Below are 17,319 nucleotides of genomic sequence, written 5' to 3' on the forward strand. Positions count from 1 at the left end.
GCAATGACATCCAAACCCTCCAGCCCAACCCCGAGCTAGGGATCGAAACACCATGGATGAACGTCAAGCAGCCATCAAGCACAAGATCCGCGCCGTGGTAACGAGCAGCGAATCTGACGAGATCACTTATCGATCAGAATGGCTCGGTTACATGCCCTTTCCGGTTTTCCAATGGGTTGAATATCAGGGCGAAAGCTTTTCCAGCGACTTCCCCTTCGATTGGACCCTTGAGGATTTGACGCGTCTTGAGCGGACAGGGTTCTTGGAAACACTGGAAGCTTACGAAAACCCGGAAGACCATTTTGATCGGGATATCAGGTATCGCGTTCATGTGGGATGCGTGTAACGGTTGGCTGGAAAAATGGACAACCTAAAGGAAAGGAAATGGGCATTCTTGATCGCTTGTTCGGCGGCCGCTTCAGCCTGCCGCCACCAGAGGAAACGGCTGTCAGCGACGCGGCGATCATGCGGGAGCTGCATCCCTATCGCTCCGAGCTCAAGGCGTTTGCCCAAGCCCTGTTGGCCCGCATGCCAGAAGGCGAACGCGCCAGGCTGGTCAGGCGTGTGCTGCGCATTTACGGCTCGGGCCAGGAGTCGGCCACGGCCCTGGTGGAAGGCCTGTTGGATGCAGACAAGGGCCAGAAACTCGAACACTTGGCTTTACTAGGCGTCGACTGGAAAGGCTTTGATGGTTTCGAATATCTGGTGCCCTATCTGGTCAGCGCCAGCGGGGTGAAAGAAACTTATCCCTACCGCCATGAGGGCCCGCTGTCGATGTCGCAGACCCTGGCCAATCTCGACCAATGGCTGACGGCGTTCGATAAACGCTACCTGCATCTGGACTCCGGTGGCGACGAATATATCGGGTTCATCGCCGAGGCAGACCAGGTCGAAGCCATGATCGAACTCGCACGGCAGGCAGGTCTTGAAGTGCATCTCGAGCGCTTCTGAACCAGAAGATGTATTCGCTCCGCTGAACGAAGCAAACACCATAACAGTCGGAGCAACAGGACCCTCGACAAAGAAGCCTGGCCCATGCTCCTACGACCCACTGCCCTCGCGACCTTGTTCACCCTGGCTGCCGGCGCGGCAACCGCTGCACCGGAACCACTGCGCCTGGAAAGCCTGAAACGCTGTGGCGACCTGCTGCAAAGCCAGCACCAGGACTGGTGCCTGACAGTGCGTGGGTTGGGCGACGCAACACCACAACTCAAGTTGGGCGCAAAGGCACTACCCGCAGACACGGTCCAGCGTGAAGGGGAAAACCTGCGCTTGCGCCTGGACAGCGCCGATTACCAGAGCGGCCCGCTCTGGCTGGAAGACGGTCCCCGCACCAGCAATGCCGCCTGGCTGACCTTGCGCAACAGTCATGTGCTGGCCGCCGGGCCGGACGAAGTGGCGAAGAACATGGACGGTCTGACCACCTACGTCGACCTGGTCAGCGTGCTGATCGAGGAAGACCGTGATGGTCGTCAGGAAGCCGAGCGTCTGGCCCAGAAATACGGCGCGAAAGTGGTCGGTAGCATCGCGCCGTTGAACCTGTACCAACTTCGCCTGCCGGCCAAGGACCTGGTGCAGCGTGACGCCTTGGTGCTGCGTTTGGGCAGCGAGACCAGCGTGGATGCCGTGGTTACCGAGGAGTCCTCGGCCGAAGAAACCGAGCAGGCCCCTGCCCAGCCCGGAGAACCGAAGAAACCGGCCCTGGACTCCGACGAATGGGCTGCGAATCGCTTTCTCGACGCGGTGAACTATTACCAACGACGCATCCCCGGGCGACAGCCGCCCATCCAGCCGCAACCGGTGCGCATCGGCCTGATCGAGCGCGATGTGGATTTCGACACGACGGATTTCGCGGATTACCTGGGTGCTTGTTCGCCACCGCGCACCTGCGTCTACGCCCGTGATGCGGACAAGCCGGACAACCACGGCACAACCGTGGCCGGCATCCTCGCCGCACGCTGGGACGACAGCGGCAACACCGGTTTTCTCCGTGGCCTGGACAAGGCCAGCGGGGGCTTCGAGGTCATCGTCGAACGTAACTCCGATGCCGGGATCACCGCCAACATCGCCGCTTCGGTCAACCTCGTGGAAGATGGCGTGCGCGTGCTCAATTGGAGTTGGGGCATTCACCGCGTCGGCGCCAAAGACATCAAAGGCGATGACGTCGACTCGCTGCTGCGCTCGGGCCTGGCCATGGGCGGTTACGAAGAACTGCTGGAAGAATTTTTCCTCTGGCTGCGCAAGGCGCATCCCGACGTGATCGTGGTGAACTCCGCCGGCAACGGCTCCTCATTCTCGGGCAGTGATGAGTACCGCCTGCCCTCCTCCTTCATTACCGAGCAATTGCTGGTGGTCGGTGGACACCAGCGCAGCGAACGCACCGGCGTCGCCGTCGACGACCCGGCCTATGCGGTCAAGCGCAGCTCCTCGAACATCGACATGCGCGTTGACATCACCGCCGCCGCTTGCGCCCACGCCTCGACGCCCAGCGCCGGCCAGGACAGCGCGGTGCATTGCGGCACGTCCTACGCCACGCCCATGGTCGCGGGTCTGCTGGCGGCAATGCTGTCCATCAACCCGCAACTGCAACCCGAGCAGTTGCGCATGCTGCTACGCCGCAGCGCCATGACCATCGGCGACAACCACGACTTCGAACAGATGGACGCCGAAGACCTCACCGCCCCCATCCTGCCGTCAGAGCGTCGCTACCAACTCAACGACAAAGACGTCGGCCGCTCGGCGCGGCTGGACATGCAAAAGGCCCTGGACCTGGCCGCGCAAAGCCGTGATCGCGTGCGCTGAACCGGTGGGTCATGGGGCCAGTCGGTGGATGGATCGCACCGAGTCCGCCGGGACTTGGCTTCGCGGGTCCGACAGGCTCTGGAGCGCTACGTGAAGCTGCCCTGAGTTAAAGATGCAGGGGATCGCTTTCACGCTAGAGATGACAGCCCCCGAGGTGACAATGTCAGGCTCAATACGCGCATTTCCTGGTGAGGTTGGCTTCATCAACGCCCCCCACCATCCACCTCCCATTGTTGCAGGGTGGATTTGAAAACAGGGTCGTTCAGATAAGCCACATTGAGTCTCGTCCATGGATTGATACGTGATTGCTCGGGTGAAAAAATGTGCCCGGGAGCGATCATGAAACCCTTCGGCAGCAGCAGCCGGGTCAACTCCCTGGCATCGTCGAAGTTAGGAAACCTGGCCCATAAATACAGGCTTTGCTCAGGACGACAGAACACGTCGGCCCCCATCTCATCCAACATTTCCAACGCTGCGGCAGTAGCCGATTTGACCCGCTCTTGAAGCCGAATCAAGTGCCTCAGGAAATGCCCCTCCATTAACACCACGTCGACCGTTCGCTCGCAAAGCTCAGAAGAACTGGTGTGCAGCAACATTTTCAGGTCGCCCAACTCATCGATAACCTCCTTGCTGCCCGCGATGAACCCCACTCTCAGGGCTGCGGAAACGGATTTCGAAAAGCTCCCCACGTACAGCGAACGCTTCAGTTGGTCCAATGCCGACACTCTGATGGCTGCGGCGGGCTTGAAGTCAGCCAATGCGTCATCGTCCACCAAAATGAAATCATGCTCCTGTGCCAATTGAACCAGTCGATGCGCCTTACCCGGCGAAATGTCAGACCCTGTCGGGTTATGGCCAACGGACTGCAGGAAAAACAGTTTCGGTTTATGCAGGCGCAGGTGTGCTTCTAGCGCATCAAGATCCGGGCCATCGGGCAAACGCGGCACGGACAGCATTCGAGCCCCCTGCAATTGCAGCTTGCCAAACAAGGGGTAATAGCCTGGATCCTCGACAAGTACCGTGTCCCCCGACGCAAGGAAGCGTCGGATGATCAGGTCCAGCCCATGATTTGCACCGTGAGTCGTGACGATTTGCCGAGGATTCGCGCTAATGGCGTAAGACGCCAATTTTTGCACCAGATGCTGGCGCAGGCTGGCATTGCCCAGGCGATTTCCGTACCTGAACAACGTGGTAACGCCCATCCGCATGATTTGCCGGGTGAACTTGTCCAGGCGCATGTCCATTAACCACTCTACGGGAGGGAATCCTTCCCCAAGAGGGGAATGCCCAGGCTCGCGGACGAATTGCTGGCGCATTAGCCAAATGGTATCCATCGCCCTGGCATAGGGCGGCGGTTCCTCGGGTTCGTAGTGACCGCTGGTGCCTTGCTTGACGAAAAAGCCCTGCCCATGCCTGGCTTCAACCAAGCCTTGAGAGGCCAGCGCTTCATACGCCGTGATGACCGTATTTTTCGAATGGCCCAACAAACGCATGCATTCACGAAGTGACGGCAAACGGTCGCCCACACGATAAGTGCCGTCGTCAATCTGGGCTGCCAACGAAGCGGTGAGCTGTTGAGCCAAGGTCATTCTGCTCATGCTGAGAATCCCTCCAGTGCCAGCATCAAGGGTACAGCTTGGGTACTGTCTGTCCAAACTGTACCTTCTTTACAGGCACAGAGCGGAATAGTGTGGCTGCAACTTAAAACAACAACCGCGACAGGATTTCCAGATGAGCATCGACTCTCGCCTTCCCAATTTTCGCAGCCTGACGCCTGCCGAGCGCCTCAATCACCTTCAAGACCTGCTCAACCTCCCGGCCGCTGACGTGGCCCTGCTTAGCGACGCAGGTGGGCTCCCGCTCGAAATGGCTGATGGCATGATCGAGAACGTGATCGGCAAGTTCGAATTACCGTACGCCGTCGCCAGCAATTTCCAGATCAATGGCCGAGACGTAATTGTCCCACTGGTCGTGGAAGAGCCTTCAGTCGTTGCCGCTGCCTCTTTCATGGCCAAGCTTGCCCGGGACGCGGGTGGATTCCTGACGTCCAGTTCGCAACCGCTGATGCGCGCACAAGTTCAGATCGTAGACATTGAAGACCCCTTCAATGCCCGGCTCAGCCTCCTGCGTCGCAAAGACGACATCATTGAATTGGCAAACCGCAAGGATCAATTGCTCAATAAGCTAGGGGGCGGTTGCCGGGATATCGAAGTCCACACCTTTGCTCAAAGCCCGAGAGGCCCCATGCTCGTGGCTCACTTGATCGTGGACGTACGTGACGCGATGGGGGCCAATACCGTGAACACGATGGCAGAAGCCGTCGCCCCGTTGATGGAGGAAATCACCGGCGGGAAGGTACGCCTGCGCATTCTCTCGAACCTCGCCGACTTGCGCCTGGCCCGTGCCCAGGTCCGTATTGCCCCAGCGTTGCTCACCACTGGCGCTTACAAAGGTGAGGACGTGATCGAAGGCATTCTCGACGCCTATAACTTTGCCGTCATCGATCCCTACCGTGCCGCGACCCACAACAAGGGCATCATGAATGGGATTGACCCGCTCATCGTCGCCACAGGTAACGACTGGCGCGCAGTGGAAGCGGGTGCTCACGCCTACGCTTGCCGCGATGGACACTACGGCTCGCTGACAACGTGGGAAAAAGACAGCAAAGGGAATCTGGTGGGCACTCTCGAAATGCCGATGCCTGTCGGGCTGGTCGGCGGTGCCACGAAAACCCACCCACTGGCGCAACTCTCCTTGCGCATTCTGGGGGTGAAAACCGCTCAGGAACTCGCCGAAATCGCGGTCGCCGTGGGCTTGGCACAAAACCTCGGCGCTTTGAGAGCCCTCTCTACGGAAGGCATCCAGCGTGGCCACATGGCACTGCATGCACGAAATATTGCACTGTCAGCCGGCGCGAAAGGCGATGAAGTGACTTGGCTGGTCAAAGAGATGGTCGATGCACGGGACGTTCGCTCCGACAAAGCGGCGGAGCTTCTCAAGCAAAAGCGGGCCGAGTGATGAATAGCCATCTCGAACTGTCCGTTCGATTGGTGGAAGTCGGTGCCCGCGACGGCTTGCAAAACGAGAAACGGACGCTCGCCCCCGCCATACGAGTCGAGTTGCTTAAAAAACTCGCCAACGCGGGCCTGCGGACGCTGGAAGCCGGTGCATTTGTCTCAGAACGATGGGTGCCACACATGGCAGGATCAGGTGACGTCTTTAAAGCGTTGCCGGACCTGCCGGATGTCACCTGGACCGCGCTCGTCCCGAACGCTCGCGGACTGGAGGAAGCCCTGGCAGCAGGTTGCCGCGAGGTGGCGGTCTTCGCCGCCGCTTCCGAGGCGTTCTCTCAAAAGAACATCAATTGCTCCATAGCCGAGAGCCTCGAGCGCTTTGAGGCAGTCATGGTCCGCGCCCGGGATGCCGGCGTCAGGGTGCGAGGCTATGTCTCGTGCGTGATGGGTTGCCCGTTCACAGGCCACGTTAAACCTGAAACGGTGGCTGCCGTGAGCGCCGCTCTCTACGGGATGGGCTGCTACGAAATCAGTTTGGGCGACACCATTGGAACAGGAACACCCGCGGCCACCAAAGCGTTGCTGGACGCCTGTACCCAGGTGGTACCAGTGAACGCCTTGGCGGGCCATTTCCATGACACTTACGGGATGGCGATTGCCAACATCCATACCGCGCTGGGGATGGGTGTTCGTGTATTCGACAGTTCCGTGGCCGGGCTGGGTGGTTGCCCCTACTCCCCTGGCGCGACCGGAAACGTGGCCACCGAAGATGTGCTTTATCTGCTGGATGGCCTGGGGATCAAACACGGCGTCGACCTGGATGCCGTCGTTGACGCCGGGGAGTTCATTGACGCTCATCTGGGTCGAGAAACGGCGTCCAGAGTTGCACGGGCGCTCTTGGCGAAACGACGACGAGAGGCCTGACTCCGCTACATTCCTTGATGTTAATAACAATAAAAGCTCGCAAGGGCAGTAGGAGAAATCCTTGAAATCCGATCTCTATGAATTATGGGGTGACACCGTAAACGGTCGTCACCTGATTTACGCCATTGCCATAGGCGCATCCGTCAGCCTGGGTGCTTTTTTCTTGGCCAAACACCTGCTCGTGGGGTGGGTAGACAATGTCCAAATGGCCAAGGCCTACGCCATGCTGGTGGGTATCGTCGGCTGCCTGATGGGGGGCGCCATCAGTGCAAAGCTCTTCAAGCCCAAGCGCAATGTGGTAGAGCACCAGGCAGATCCTGCGTGGCGAGCAAAGGTTTTAGCGGAATTACAGGACGAATTCGGAGACCTTGGAAACCTGTCGGATCTACCCGCAGAAACACTCGCTGAACTGCGTGAAATGGATCTTTATGAGCTGTTTGCAGAGTACGAGACACACCTCACCCGTCCCGCTAAAGCTCAAACAGACGCAACGGTAGCCCCGGTCGCTCCGATCCGGGCCAACGGTGGCCGGTCATGATGACACCCCTGTTGGAGCAGATTCTCATTGCGTTCGGGATGGGCATATTAGGTGCAGTGATCTTCGCCGGGATTGGCCTCATTTCGGGCAGCGATGAAACCACCACCCTCGCCCCGCTCACCTTGCTCGTGGTGCTGTTGGGTGTACCTGCGCCCGGTGTCCTGACGTTCTTTCTCGCAGGTGCAGTGGCCAAACACATGACCCATGCCGTGCCCACGGCATTACTGGGCATCCCCGGCGACACCCTGGCAACGCCCCTGATGCGCGAGGCCAATTTCCTGCGCAACTTGGGCGTACCCCACGTCGCCCTGCGCAAGATGATTTCAGGCGCTGTGATCGCGGCGCTGATCGCAGTGCCCACGGCGGTGCTGTTCGCCGTGATGCTCGCGCCTTTTGGCGACACGATCAAACGCGCCGCCCCATGGGTCTTCCTGCTCGCTGCGATCGCCATTGCATGGTTTTCCAAGGGGCGGCTTGCGGCGGTGCTCGCGCTTGTCCCCTTCGTGATGGTCATCGTCGGTCTGCAAAGCATCACCGGACAATACGGCGTCAAGCTGAGCGTCAGCTACTTCCTCGGTATCGCCATTGGCCCGCTGATTGCCGCGCTCTTTTCAATGCTCGCCCCCGCTGAACGGGAGACGATGAGACGCCAGCAAGTGCGCACCTTCTCGCTGTCTGCGGATGTGCAAAGCTGGGGCGGTTTCTTCCCCAACCCGCTCAAGGTGCTGGACAGCAAACAGAGTCTGTGGACTGCAGTCACGGCCATTATCTCCAGTGCAACGTTCGTCTTCAGCCCCGTTGCGATGACCGTGATCATGGGCGAACTCGTCGGGTCACGGGTCAAGCATGTCTACCATCGGCTGACAACGGTGATCACGGCCCGTAACGGCGTCACTGAAGCGACTTACATCGCTGAAGCCTTGATCCCGCTGATCGCGTTTGGCTTGCCGTTGAGTCCTGTCGCCGCAGGGCCGGCCGCACCGCTGTTCAACGCCCCGCCTCGCTTCAGCGTTGACACCGCCACCGGGCAGGTCAACAACCTCCATACCCTGCTGAGCACGTGGGAGTTTCTGGGTTATGGGATGCTGGCGGTGATCGTGGCGATCCTCATTGCCTATCCCTTCACGATGAATTACGCCCACCGGGCAGCGTCCTTCGTCTCACGCAACATCAGTCACGAAGCGGTGATCTCGACGTTTGTCGGCCTGATTCTGGTGATCGGCATCTGGGAGGGCGGAGCACTCGGCTTACTGGTCATTGTCACCGTTGGCCTGCTGGGTGGTTTTCTATCGCGCTTCCTTGGCTTCAACATCGGCGTGCAATTCATGGGGTATTACACCGCTGTACTGACGGTGCCCGCCATTGTCGCCCTATTGAGCGTATGAGCCACTTCAACATAACAACAACACGAAGGTCACCAACATGCGCAAAAAACTCTTGGCTTCCCTGTTCCTGGCCTTCAGCGCTGGCATCTTACAAGCCCACGCGGACGCTATCCCCACCCTGAACTACCCGGCGGAGGGCCAGCAACTTCAGGCCATTGGATCACCAGAAAAAGAGTTGCCGACGGTGACAGCCGATCTGTGGATGAAGGTGGCCGACGGTCCTCTGCAACTGGAAGGTCCATCGTTCGACAGGGCCGGCAATTTGTTGTTTGTCGAGGTGTTCGGGGGGCAGGTTCTAAAGGTCGATCCCGACAAGAAACTCAGTGTCGTTGTGCCGAAAAACGCGCTGGGAAGTGCGGGACTGGCTATTCATAAAGACGGCAGATTGTTTGTGGCAGGGCTGGGTAATTTCAAAAATACCGGCAACCTGACAGCCTACAAACCGGACGGCTCAGGAAAGCAAGTCATCATCCCGGCAAGCAAAAACCATCTGGTGGATGACCTCGTTTTCGACAGCACAGGGGGATTTTATTTCACCGATTTCAAGGGTACATCGACTCAGCCCACCGGCGGCGTCTATTACGTCCCAGCTGGCGGCAAGACAATCGTCTCGATCCTGCCCAATCTCGCGATCGCCAACGGCATTGCGCTCTCTCCCGACGGCAAGACCCTTTGGGTCACTGAGTTCGCGACGGGGCTGCTGCACCGAATCGAACTGAAAGATGCCAAGACAATCGCTCCCTTCGGGGAAGCCGTTGTTTACCGGTTTAGCGGCCCATCACCTGACTCAATGCGTGTCGATCAAGATGGCAATCTGTACGTGGCTATGTACAGCCAAGGCCGCGTGCTGGTACTCAATCCTAACGGCTTGCCCATCGGCCAGATCTTGATTCCTGGGCGCGAAAAGGGCCACTTTCTTCGCTCAACGAGCATGGCGCTCAAGCCCGATACCAACGAGGTTTATCTCGTGAGCAACGACGGCAGTCTCGGCGAAGGCAGCGCTATTTTCAGAGCCAAAGGCTTTGCCAATGCTGCGAAACTGTACTCCCATCAATAGCGAAATCCCGGCGCATTCCATCATGGTAGCTGTGTCGGTTTTTCGAATACCGAAAACTTGAATACAGAGCGCCGCACCAATCGAAAGGGTACGTCCGTAGAGCACTGACAATGGCGAAAGCAGCGGCAAGCCCGCCTTAGCGACAACACAGGCAACCACTGATCAGTGGTTGATCGGGGTCGTTTTCATGAAATGTAACCATGACTTCCACGCCCATCCGCGGGGGCCCGATTTCACAACGCCAATCAGAGGGCCCCATCAGCCAACAACGACTCTTGTCGTCAAATCTGCCGTCGCGGTCCCAGGGGAACTTGACCTTGATCCTCCCCGAGCGCTCACCACTCAGGATCTCCTCGTCTTCTAAAGCGATCACTACAGCCGTCTGGTCGCTTGGCACCCGAGGCTTCTTGTGAGCCAACGACGGACGATAGGACACATTCCATGGAAGAACGATAAAGCGGTTGCGGTAACCCTGATGGAAGTCACCTTCGGGCGCAGTGTTGCCACTGGCGACATCCTCATTCAACACCTGTGGTTGCCGGCCTTCGTGGATGACCTGGGTGAGTAGCCACAGGGCGTTCCACTCCTGGCGCGGATGGCCTGAGATTTCCAGCACGTGGCCGCTGACTAACCGAGTCTGGTCACTCTGCCCTTCGGCTTGACGATAAGCCGCATGACGACGCTCCATAGTACGAAGACGTATCTGCTTGCCGTGCTCATGACCGATGAAGCGCTCCAGCCTGTCATCGCCTTCAATGCCAAACTGTTCGACATCATCGTTGCGGTGCGAGACACGACGGGGGAGCTGTCCCAGACGCAGGTTGATGCGCTTGATCAGTGGCTCGCTGGTCACCCTATCGCACTCTTGCCCGTAGGCAGTGGGCTGCCCGATCCCGGGAAAAATCGCCTGATCGTCACCAAAGACCAGCACGTGGCCTTGAATACTGTGCTGGAAGTGAAAGTGGATACCCTCTTCTTCGCACAAGCGCTGGATAAAGTGCAAATCCGTTTCGCCGTACTGGGTACAGTAATCACGCTCTGGGTAGCTCGCCCCCAGGTGAAACCGATAGGCGTCGCCCAGAATGCCGTGCTCTTCCAGTATCAAGGCGACGATTTTCGGCACCGAGAACTGTTGATAGATCCTCTGGTTGATGCGATGCCGCAAGTAGGACAGGTGCGGTACGAGGGCCAGGCTGTAATGTGTCGAACCCTGGCCATGACCGTTTTGTGCGATGTGGTAGACCCGTCCATGAATGCCGTTGCCCTTCGCGTCTAACGTCAGAAAAGCCTCTTTGTCGAAGAGGCTTTCGAGAGCCAGGTCTGACCGCTCGCTAACACACTCCACGTTGAAGAGGTAAGACCTGCTGATCCCCTCTTCTCCAGTGAATGCGAGCACTTGAAAATCGTGCTCGACACCTTGGATGGTCAAACTGAACTGCGTTTGATTGGCTGGGCTGAACATCCGCTGTTCTCTTTTTACATAAGGCGGCGCAATGGACCGGAAGACACCGGACTGTTAATTTGCAGGCATTAGTTAACCAACCCAGCGCCCCTGTATATCGACGTTTATGTCTTACTTTCCAGACATACAAATCAAAACAGATCACACACCACTTTTCACTTTGGTCCAGATCCGCGTGCGGATGCGCTCCAGTTTCAATGGCAGGGGTTCAAGCGGAATAAGTGTAGCGATCGTTTTTTTGTCGGGATAAATCCAAGGATTGTCTCGCAGTTTCTGTTCGACAAACTCGGCGGCATCCTTGTTTGCGTTGGGGTATAGCGTGTGGTTGGAGGTCTTGGCGATAATTTCTGGTCGCAGCATATAATTGATGAACGCCATGCCTTCCTTGGGATGGGGCGCATCTTTTAGCAAAACCAGATTCTCCGACCAGGACAGCGCGCCTTCGCGAGGAAGACTGTAGGTAATCTTGCGTCCCGTGTTGGCCTTCTCGTTGATGGCCTGTGCCGCCAGCGCACCATTGGCCCATCCCACCACTGCACAAATATTGCCGTCAGCCAGGTCGGCGTCGATTCTGGACGAGTCGAAATAAAGGACATAAGGCCTGATTTTCAACAGCAGGGCTTGAGCTTTCTGATAATCATCCGGGTTCTTGCTGTTGCTAGGGAGTCCAAGGTAATTCAAGGCAATCGAAATGATCTCGCTTGGCGAGTCAAGCATTGCCACACCACACGACTGGAGTTTACTGATGTTTTCTTCTTTGAAGATCAGATCCCAGCTATTTACCGGAGCATTATCACCCAATGCCGCTCTGACTTTGTCAACGTCATAACCAATGCCGGTAGTGCCCCACAAATAGGGTACCGCGTAGCGGTTACCAGGATCATTGACCGCGAGTTGGGCCAGGATGTCAGGATCGATATGTGAAAAGTTACTCAGTTGATGACGATCCAAAGGCTGGAGGACTCCCGCCTGGATCAGGCTTGGCAACACATTGGAAGTCGCCACGACCACGTCATACCCGGTGCGCCCGGCCATGACCTTGCTCTGCATGATTTCTGCGCTGTCGAACGCATCCATATGCACGCGCGTGCCAGTTTCCTGCTCAAACTCCTTTGGCGTCTGCGGCGCAAGCAACCCGAACCAGTTATACAGATAGACCCCGGGCTCTACAGCCGCCGCTGAAGTGCTTATCCCGGCACAGAGAAGCGAGGCCAAAAAAATGGTTCGCAAATGTGACTTTCTCATGCAACATCCTTGTCAAGACGATATGCCCTCATGGCTATCGTAAACCCTGGCAGCGAATATACCGGGTGTTACCGAATAGTAAATACCTACGAATACTTACCTTTGACCTGCGAACTCCTAACCCTAAAGGGGTAGAAAATGCCGTTTGACCTCCATAGCCTGGCTTGGCATCGATCGATTGGAAAGCTGATCATGCAGCTGAATCGTCCAGATTTCTGGAGTTCCCTGGTTCGCACATTAAATGAATATGTACAGATCGATAATTGGGTTGTATTGATTTTCAGCAATCAACACGTGCAGGTCGTCAGCCTTCCTGAGGTAGCCGATGCCGAAGAAGTCGACGCATTCACTCATCGCTATGTGAAAGGTCTTTACTTGCTGGATCCGTTTTATATAGCCAATCGGGAAAAGCCGCAGAGTGGCTTCTTCCACCTATTGGACATTGCCCCGGAATACTTTCTTGAAACCGAGTATTACCATCAGTATTTTGCCCAATACATCTCCATGGATGAGGCACAGTACAATGTCCAGCTCGACCCCGACCGAACGTTGTGCATTTCCATCGGCAGCAAAACCCGCTTTAGCCAAGAGCAAATAACCATCCTTGACATTATCAAGCCGTGGGTGATTGCCTTGATGCATCAGCGCATGGGTTTTGAAATTGATATTGAGAAAATGCTGACTGAGCCGCCGCTGTGGCCAGAGACGGTCAATCAACTTGGCACCCAAATTACCGCACGCGAAAGTGACGTACTCCGTTTATTACTCAGCGGCTTCTCCAATAAAGAAATAGCTGGAAAACTGGCGCTTTCGGCGGAGACCGTAAAAGTTCACCGCCGCAACATTTATGCAAAGTTAAACATCAAGTCACAATCTGAACTGTTTGCTCGATTTTTCATGCCAAAACAGAATATTGCCGCTACTCATGAAGTCAGAGCATCACGCTGATTGGCGCGGTCATGCGCCTGCCAGCATCAGGTCCAGATTCTGCACCGCCGCGCCAGCGGCGCCCTTCCCAAGATTGTCAAACACCGCAGCCAGCAAAACCTGCCCAGTCTCATCGTTCTCAAACACCGACAAGCGCAAATCATCTGTCCCGTTAAGCGCTTGAGGATCAAGGGACGTCAACTCTTTAGCTTCCTGCATCGACATCACGTGTACCTGACGCGCATCGGCGTAGTGCTGGGTCAGACACGCATGCAACTGCACCGCGCTCACGCCAGGCGCCAACAACCGGGTTTGCACAGGTATGGTCAGCACGATCCCCTGCCGAAAAGCGCCATAAGCCGGCACAAACATCGGCCGTTCCGTCAGACCGCTTTGCTGCTGGATCTCCGGAATATGCTTGTGTGCCAGTCCCAGCCCATAAACCTGAAACGCCGACGCCTGCGATGCGCCCTCCTCCTCATATTCTTGTACGCCAGCACGCCCTTTTCCGGAATAGCCCGACACGGCGTAAATATTCATCGGGTAGTCCGTGGGCAGCAGTCCAGCCTCCAGCAGCGGGCGTAGCAGCCCTATTGCTCCCGTAGGATAACAACCGGGATTGCTGACCCGCCGCGCCGTGGCGATTCGCCTGGCCTGCTGCGAACTCATCTGCGCGAAACCGTAGACCCAGTCTGGATGGGTACGGTGCGCGGAACTTGCATCGATCACACGTACAGCCGGGTTTTTGATGCTCGCTACCGCGTCGCGCGCAGCCGGGTCGGGCAAGCAAAGAATTGCGATGTCGCAGTGATTGATGGCTTCAGCGCGGCGCTGCGGATCCTTGCGATATTCGGCGCTGAGGGTAAGAAGCCGCAGATCGCTCCGGTCGCGCAGGCGTTGATGGATTTGCAGCCCGGTGGTGCCTTGGTCGCCATCGATGAATACTAGGGGATTTGCCATGGCATGCTCTCGAACATTGAAATTCAGGACTCCAATGTTCAGCGAGGCGCTAAGATAGGAAAAGTTGAATTTATTAACGCTGAGATTCAGCTTTTCTGAACAAGGGCTCACATATGCGGGAAATCAGCCTGGACCGGCTGCGCACGTTGGTGGCGATTGCCGACCTGGGATCGTTTGCCGAAGCCGCGCGTGTGCTGCACCTTGCGCCACCCACTGTCAGCCTGCATATCGCCGACCTGGAGTCGCGAGTGGGCGGCAAGCTCTTGTCGCGCACACGTGGGCGCGTTCAGCCTTCAGCAATAGGGAGCACCCTGGTGGAGCGGGCGCGGCGCCTGTTGGCGGATGCGGAGCAAGCGCTTGAGGACGTGGAGCGTCAGGTACAAGGATTGGCCGGACGTGTGCGGCTAGGCGCCTCCACCGGGGCAATCGCACAGTTGCTGCCGAACGCCTTGGAAACGTTGAGCCATCGCCACCCCGCTATCGATGTGCAGGTCGCGGTGCTCACCTCCCAGGAAACCTTGAAGAAGCTTGCCGAGGGCTCCTTGGAGATCGGTCTGGTCGCGCTGCCGCAGTCGCCGGTGAAAGGCTTGCGGGTCGAGCCGTGGCGACGGGACCCGGTCATGGCCTTCTTGCCGGCTCGCTGGGAATGCCCGGATACCGTGACACCCGGTTGGCTGTCCGCTCAGCCGTTGATTTTGAATGACACCACCACTCGCCTTTCGCGCTTGACGTCGGAGTGGTTCGCCAGTGACGGCCGACAGCCTGTGCCGCGCATTCAACTGAACTACAACGATGCGATCAAAAGCCTGGTGGCGGCTGGATATGGTGCGACGCTGTTGCCCCATGAGGCCTCCACGCCATTGCCCGATACCCGGATCGTCATGCGGCCATTGAGGCCCTTGTTGTGGCGTCAACTGGGTATCGCCCACCGCAGTCAGGACATCGAGCAGCCTACGCAACATGTGCTGGATGTGTTGTGGGAGTTGAGTGCGCAGTGATGCCCCCCAAATGCTTCGAACTTTGCCGTCGCCAAAGAGACTACCTGAGAGTGCCAGTACCACCGGTGGTCGTGGTGCCACATAACCCTCAAAGCAGCCTTTAGTGACAGAATCCCCAATCGATCGTTTCGGAGACCCCCATGCTTCGCGTATTTGAACAAAGGCTCGACCCCTTTCCACCCGACGAGGTACCGCCACCGCCCGAAGGCCTGGCTCGGTTTCTCTGGGCCTGCACACGGGGCGCCCGCGGTTATATCCTCGCGTTTGCGCTGCTCAGCGCCGGTGTGTCGATCTATGAAGCCTGGCTGTTTTCCTTCCTCGGCCAGGTCGTAGACCTGCTCTCGACCTGGCAGGCCGGCGGTGAGGCGGCGGCGCAGGAAAGTCGCGTGCTGTGGGGCATGGGCCTCGTCATGCTGGCCAGCATCGGGCTGGTAGCGTTGCGAACCATGGTGCAGCACCAGGTATTGGCGATCAATCTGCCGTTGCGGCTGCGTTGGGACTTTCACCGCCTGATGCTGCGGCAAAGCCTGTCGTTTTTTTCCGACGAGTTCTCTGGCCGGGTCACCACTAAGGTGATGCAGACTGCGCTGGCCGTGCGTGACGTGCTGTTCACCCTGATCGAGATCGCCCCCGGAATCGGCGTGTATTTTATCGCGATCATCGCATTGGCCGGTGGCTTCGCCCTGAAACTGATGCTGCCTTTCGTGGCCTGGATCGTGCTGTTCGGGCTGGCCATGCTCTACTTCGTGCCCCGCCTGGGGAAAGTCGGACAGGAACAGGCCAATGCGCGCTCTTCGATGACCGGACGTATCTCGGACGCCTACACCAACATCACGACCGTGAAGCTGTTCTCCCATTCCAATCGTGAAGCGCACTTCGCGCGCGCGGCCATGGAGGATTTCAAACAGACCGGCTTTCGCCAGATGCGTCTGGTCAGCCAATTCGAGATCGTCAACCAGGCGTTGGTGGTGGGGTTGATCATGGCTGCAGGCGGTTATGCCCTTTGGCTGTGGCACCAGGGCGACGTCGGCGCCGGTGCCGTGGCGGCGATCACCGCCATGGCGTTGCGTATCAACGGCATGTCGCACTGGATCATGTGGCAAATGACCTCGCTGTTCGAGAGCATCGGCACCGTGCAGGATGGCATGGCCACCCTTACCCGCGGCCCCAAGGTGCAGGATGCGCCGGACGCGGGGGTGCTGGTGACCTCCGGCGGAGCGGTCACCTTCGACAATGTGAGCTTCAACTACAATGGCGAACGCCAGGTGCTCAATGGCTTGAGCCTGGACATTCGCCCAGGCGAGAAAATCGGCCTGGTGGGCCGCTCCGGCGCGGGCAAATCCACGCTCATCAACTTGCTGCTGCGCTTCTATGATGTCGACAGCGGGCAGATCCGCATTGACGGGCAAGACATTGCGCGCGTAACGCAAGACAGCCTGCGCAGCGCCATCGGCATGGTCACCCAGGATACGTCCCTGCTGCACCGCTCCATTCGCGACAACATCGCCTATGGCCGACCCGATGCCAGCGACGCACAAATCCGCCGTGCCGCGGCCAATGCCCAGGCCGATGAGTTCATCAGCCAACTGAGCGACCGCCAGGGTCACACCGGCTACGACACCTTGGTAGGCGAGCGCGGCATCAAGCTGTCGGGCGGCCAGCGCCAGCGCATCGCGATTGCCCGAGTGATGCTCAAGAATGCCCCGATCCTGCTCCTTGACGAGGCGACCAGCGCGCTGGATTCGGAAGTCGAAGTGGCCATCCAGGAAAGCCTCGATGAAATGATGCAGGGCAAAACCGTCATCGCCATCGCCCATCGGCTGTCCACGATTGCGGCAATGGATCGACTGATCGTCATGGATGATGGACGCATCATCGAACAGGGCACCCACACCGAATTGCTCGCCAAGAACGGTATCTATGCGCGGCTTTGGCACCATCAAAGTGGTGGGTTCCTGGGTGAGGACCGGTGGGTGGGCGAGGCGATGGATCAGGTATGAGCGTGGA

Annotated in this window: 15 protein-coding genes; 11 read left to right on the top strand and 4 right to left on the bottom strand. The window is 57.9% G+C overall.

The window, feature by feature from the left end; genetic code table 11:
* Nucleotides 1-52: 52 nt before the first annotated feature.
* From BT125_RS01525 to BT125_RS01535, 3 genes are all read left to right on the top strand, one after another.
* The gene (locus tag BT125_RS01525; protein WP_072404677.1) at nt 53-346 is read left to right on the top strand and encodes a hypothetical protein; all 294 of its coding nucleotides are present in this window, start codon (nt 53-55) and stop codon (nt 344-346) included.
* A gap of 38 nt (nt 347-384) precedes the next feature.
* Nucleotides 385-951, top strand: a complete 567-nt coding sequence (locus BT125_RS01530; protein WP_072404679.1) for a DUF6630 family protein — start codon at nt 385-387, stop codon at nt 949-951.
* A gap of 84 nt (nt 952-1,035) precedes the next feature.
* On the top strand, nt 1,036-2,802 hold the full coding sequence (locus BT125_RS01535) for a S8/S53 family peptidase (RefSeq protein WP_072404681.1): 1,767 nt from the start codon (nt 1,036-1,038) through the stop codon (nt 2,800-2,802).
* Between the two features lie 203 nt (nt 2,803-3,005).
* Here the strand turns inward: BT125_RS01535 and BT125_RS01540 are convergent, their stop codons facing one another.
* Nucleotides 3,006-4,400 (bottom strand): aminotransferase-like domain-containing protein, encoded by a 1,395-nt coding sequence (locus tag BT125_RS01540; protein WP_072404683.1) that lies wholly within the window; start codon nt 4,398-4,400, stop codon nt 3,006-3,008.
* 133 nt (nt 4,401-4,533) lie between these two features.
* Between BT125_RS01540 and BT125_RS01545 the strand changes: the two genes are divergently transcribed.
* From BT125_RS01545 to BT125_RS01565, 5 genes are all read left to right on the top strand, one after another.
* Nucleotides 4,534-5,820 carry a hydroxymethylglutaryl-CoA reductase, degradative gene (locus BT125_RS01545; RefSeq protein WP_072404685.1) on the top strand — a complete coding sequence of 429 codons (1,287 nt, stop codon included), beginning with the start codon at nt 4,534-4,536 and terminating at the stop codon, nt 5,818-5,820.
* The gene (locus tag BT125_RS01550) at nt 5,820-6,740 is read left to right on the top strand and encodes a hydroxymethylglutaryl-CoA lyase (protein ID WP_072404687.1); all 921 of its coding nucleotides are present in this window, start codon (nt 5,820-5,822) and stop codon (nt 6,738-6,740) included. The genes BT125_RS01545 and BT125_RS01550 overlap by 1 nt, the downstream gene beginning before the upstream one ends.
* 61 nt (nt 6,741-6,801) lie before the next feature.
* Complete coding sequence (locus tag BT125_RS01555) at nt 6,802-7,278, top strand: hypothetical protein (RefSeq protein ID WP_072404689.1); 477 nt, start codon at nt 6,802-6,804, stop codon at nt 7,276-7,278.
* Nucleotides 7,275-8,663: a tripartite tricarboxylate transporter permease gene (locus BT125_RS01560; protein ID WP_218190260.1), complete on the top strand. Its 1,389-nt coding sequence runs from the start codon at nt 7,275-7,277 to the stop codon at nt 8,661-8,663. The genes BT125_RS01555 and BT125_RS01560 overlap by 4 nt, the downstream gene beginning before the upstream one ends.
* Before the next feature lie 37 nt (nt 8,664-8,700).
* The gene (locus BT125_RS01565; protein ID WP_072404691.1) at nt 8,701-9,720 is read left to right on the top strand and encodes an SMP-30/gluconolactonase/LRE family protein; all 1,020 of its coding nucleotides are present in this window, start codon (nt 8,701-8,703) and stop codon (nt 9,718-9,720) included.
* A gap of 136 nt (nt 9,721-9,856) precedes the next feature.
* On the opposite strand, the gene tssI is transcribed toward BT125_RS01565, so the two are convergent.
* Together tssI and BT125_RS01575 are read right to left on the bottom strand one after the other, a co-directional pair.
* Entirely contained in the window at nt 9,857-11,182 is a 1,326-nt protein-coding gene (gene tssI, locus BT125_RS01570) for a type VI secretion system tip protein TssI/VgrG (protein WP_072404694.1), read from the bottom strand.
* A gap of 141 nt (nt 11,183-11,323) precedes the next feature.
* Nucleotides 11,324-12,427 (bottom strand): polyamine ABC transporter substrate-binding protein, encoded by a 1,104-nt coding sequence (locus BT125_RS01575; protein WP_072404696.1) that lies wholly within the window; start codon nt 12,425-12,427, stop codon nt 11,324-11,326.
* 138 nt (nt 12,428-12,565) lie between these two features.
* On the opposite strand from BT125_RS01575, the gene BT125_RS01580 reads away from it, so the two are divergent.
* Entirely contained in the window at nt 12,566-13,375 is an 810-nt protein-coding gene (locus BT125_RS01580; protein ID WP_072404698.1) for a response regulator transcription factor, read from the top strand.
* Between the two features lie 9 nt (nt 13,376-13,384).
* On the opposite strand, the gene argC is transcribed toward BT125_RS01580, so the two are convergent.
* Nucleotides 13,385-14,314 carry an N-acetyl-gamma-glutamyl-phosphate reductase gene (gene argC / locus BT125_RS01585; protein WP_072404700.1) on the bottom strand — a complete coding sequence of 310 codons (930 nt, stop codon included), beginning with the start codon at nt 14,312-14,314 and terminating at the stop codon, nt 13,385-13,387.
* A gap of 113 nt (nt 14,315-14,427) precedes the next feature.
* Here argC and BT125_RS01590 point away from each other — a divergent pair, with 113 nt between their 5' ends.
* Complete coding sequence (locus BT125_RS01590; RefSeq protein ID WP_072404702.1) at nt 14,428-15,312, top strand: LysR family transcriptional regulator; 885 nt, start codon at nt 14,428-14,430, stop codon at nt 15,310-15,312.
* A gap of 140 nt (nt 15,313-15,452) precedes the next feature.
* The gene (locus BT125_RS01595) at nt 15,453-17,312 is read left to right on the top strand and encodes an ABC transporter ATP-binding protein (protein ID WP_072404704.1); all 1,860 of its coding nucleotides are present in this window, start codon (nt 15,453-15,455) and stop codon (nt 17,310-17,312) included.
* Nucleotides 17,313-17,319: the final 7 nt, after the last annotated feature.

Source organism: Pseudomonas sp. NFACC04-2 (assembly GCF_900119265.1).
Classification (GTDB): Bacteria; Pseudomonadota; Gammaproteobacteria; order Pseudomonadales; family Pseudomonadaceae; genus Aquipseudomonas; species Aquipseudomonas fluorescens_AA.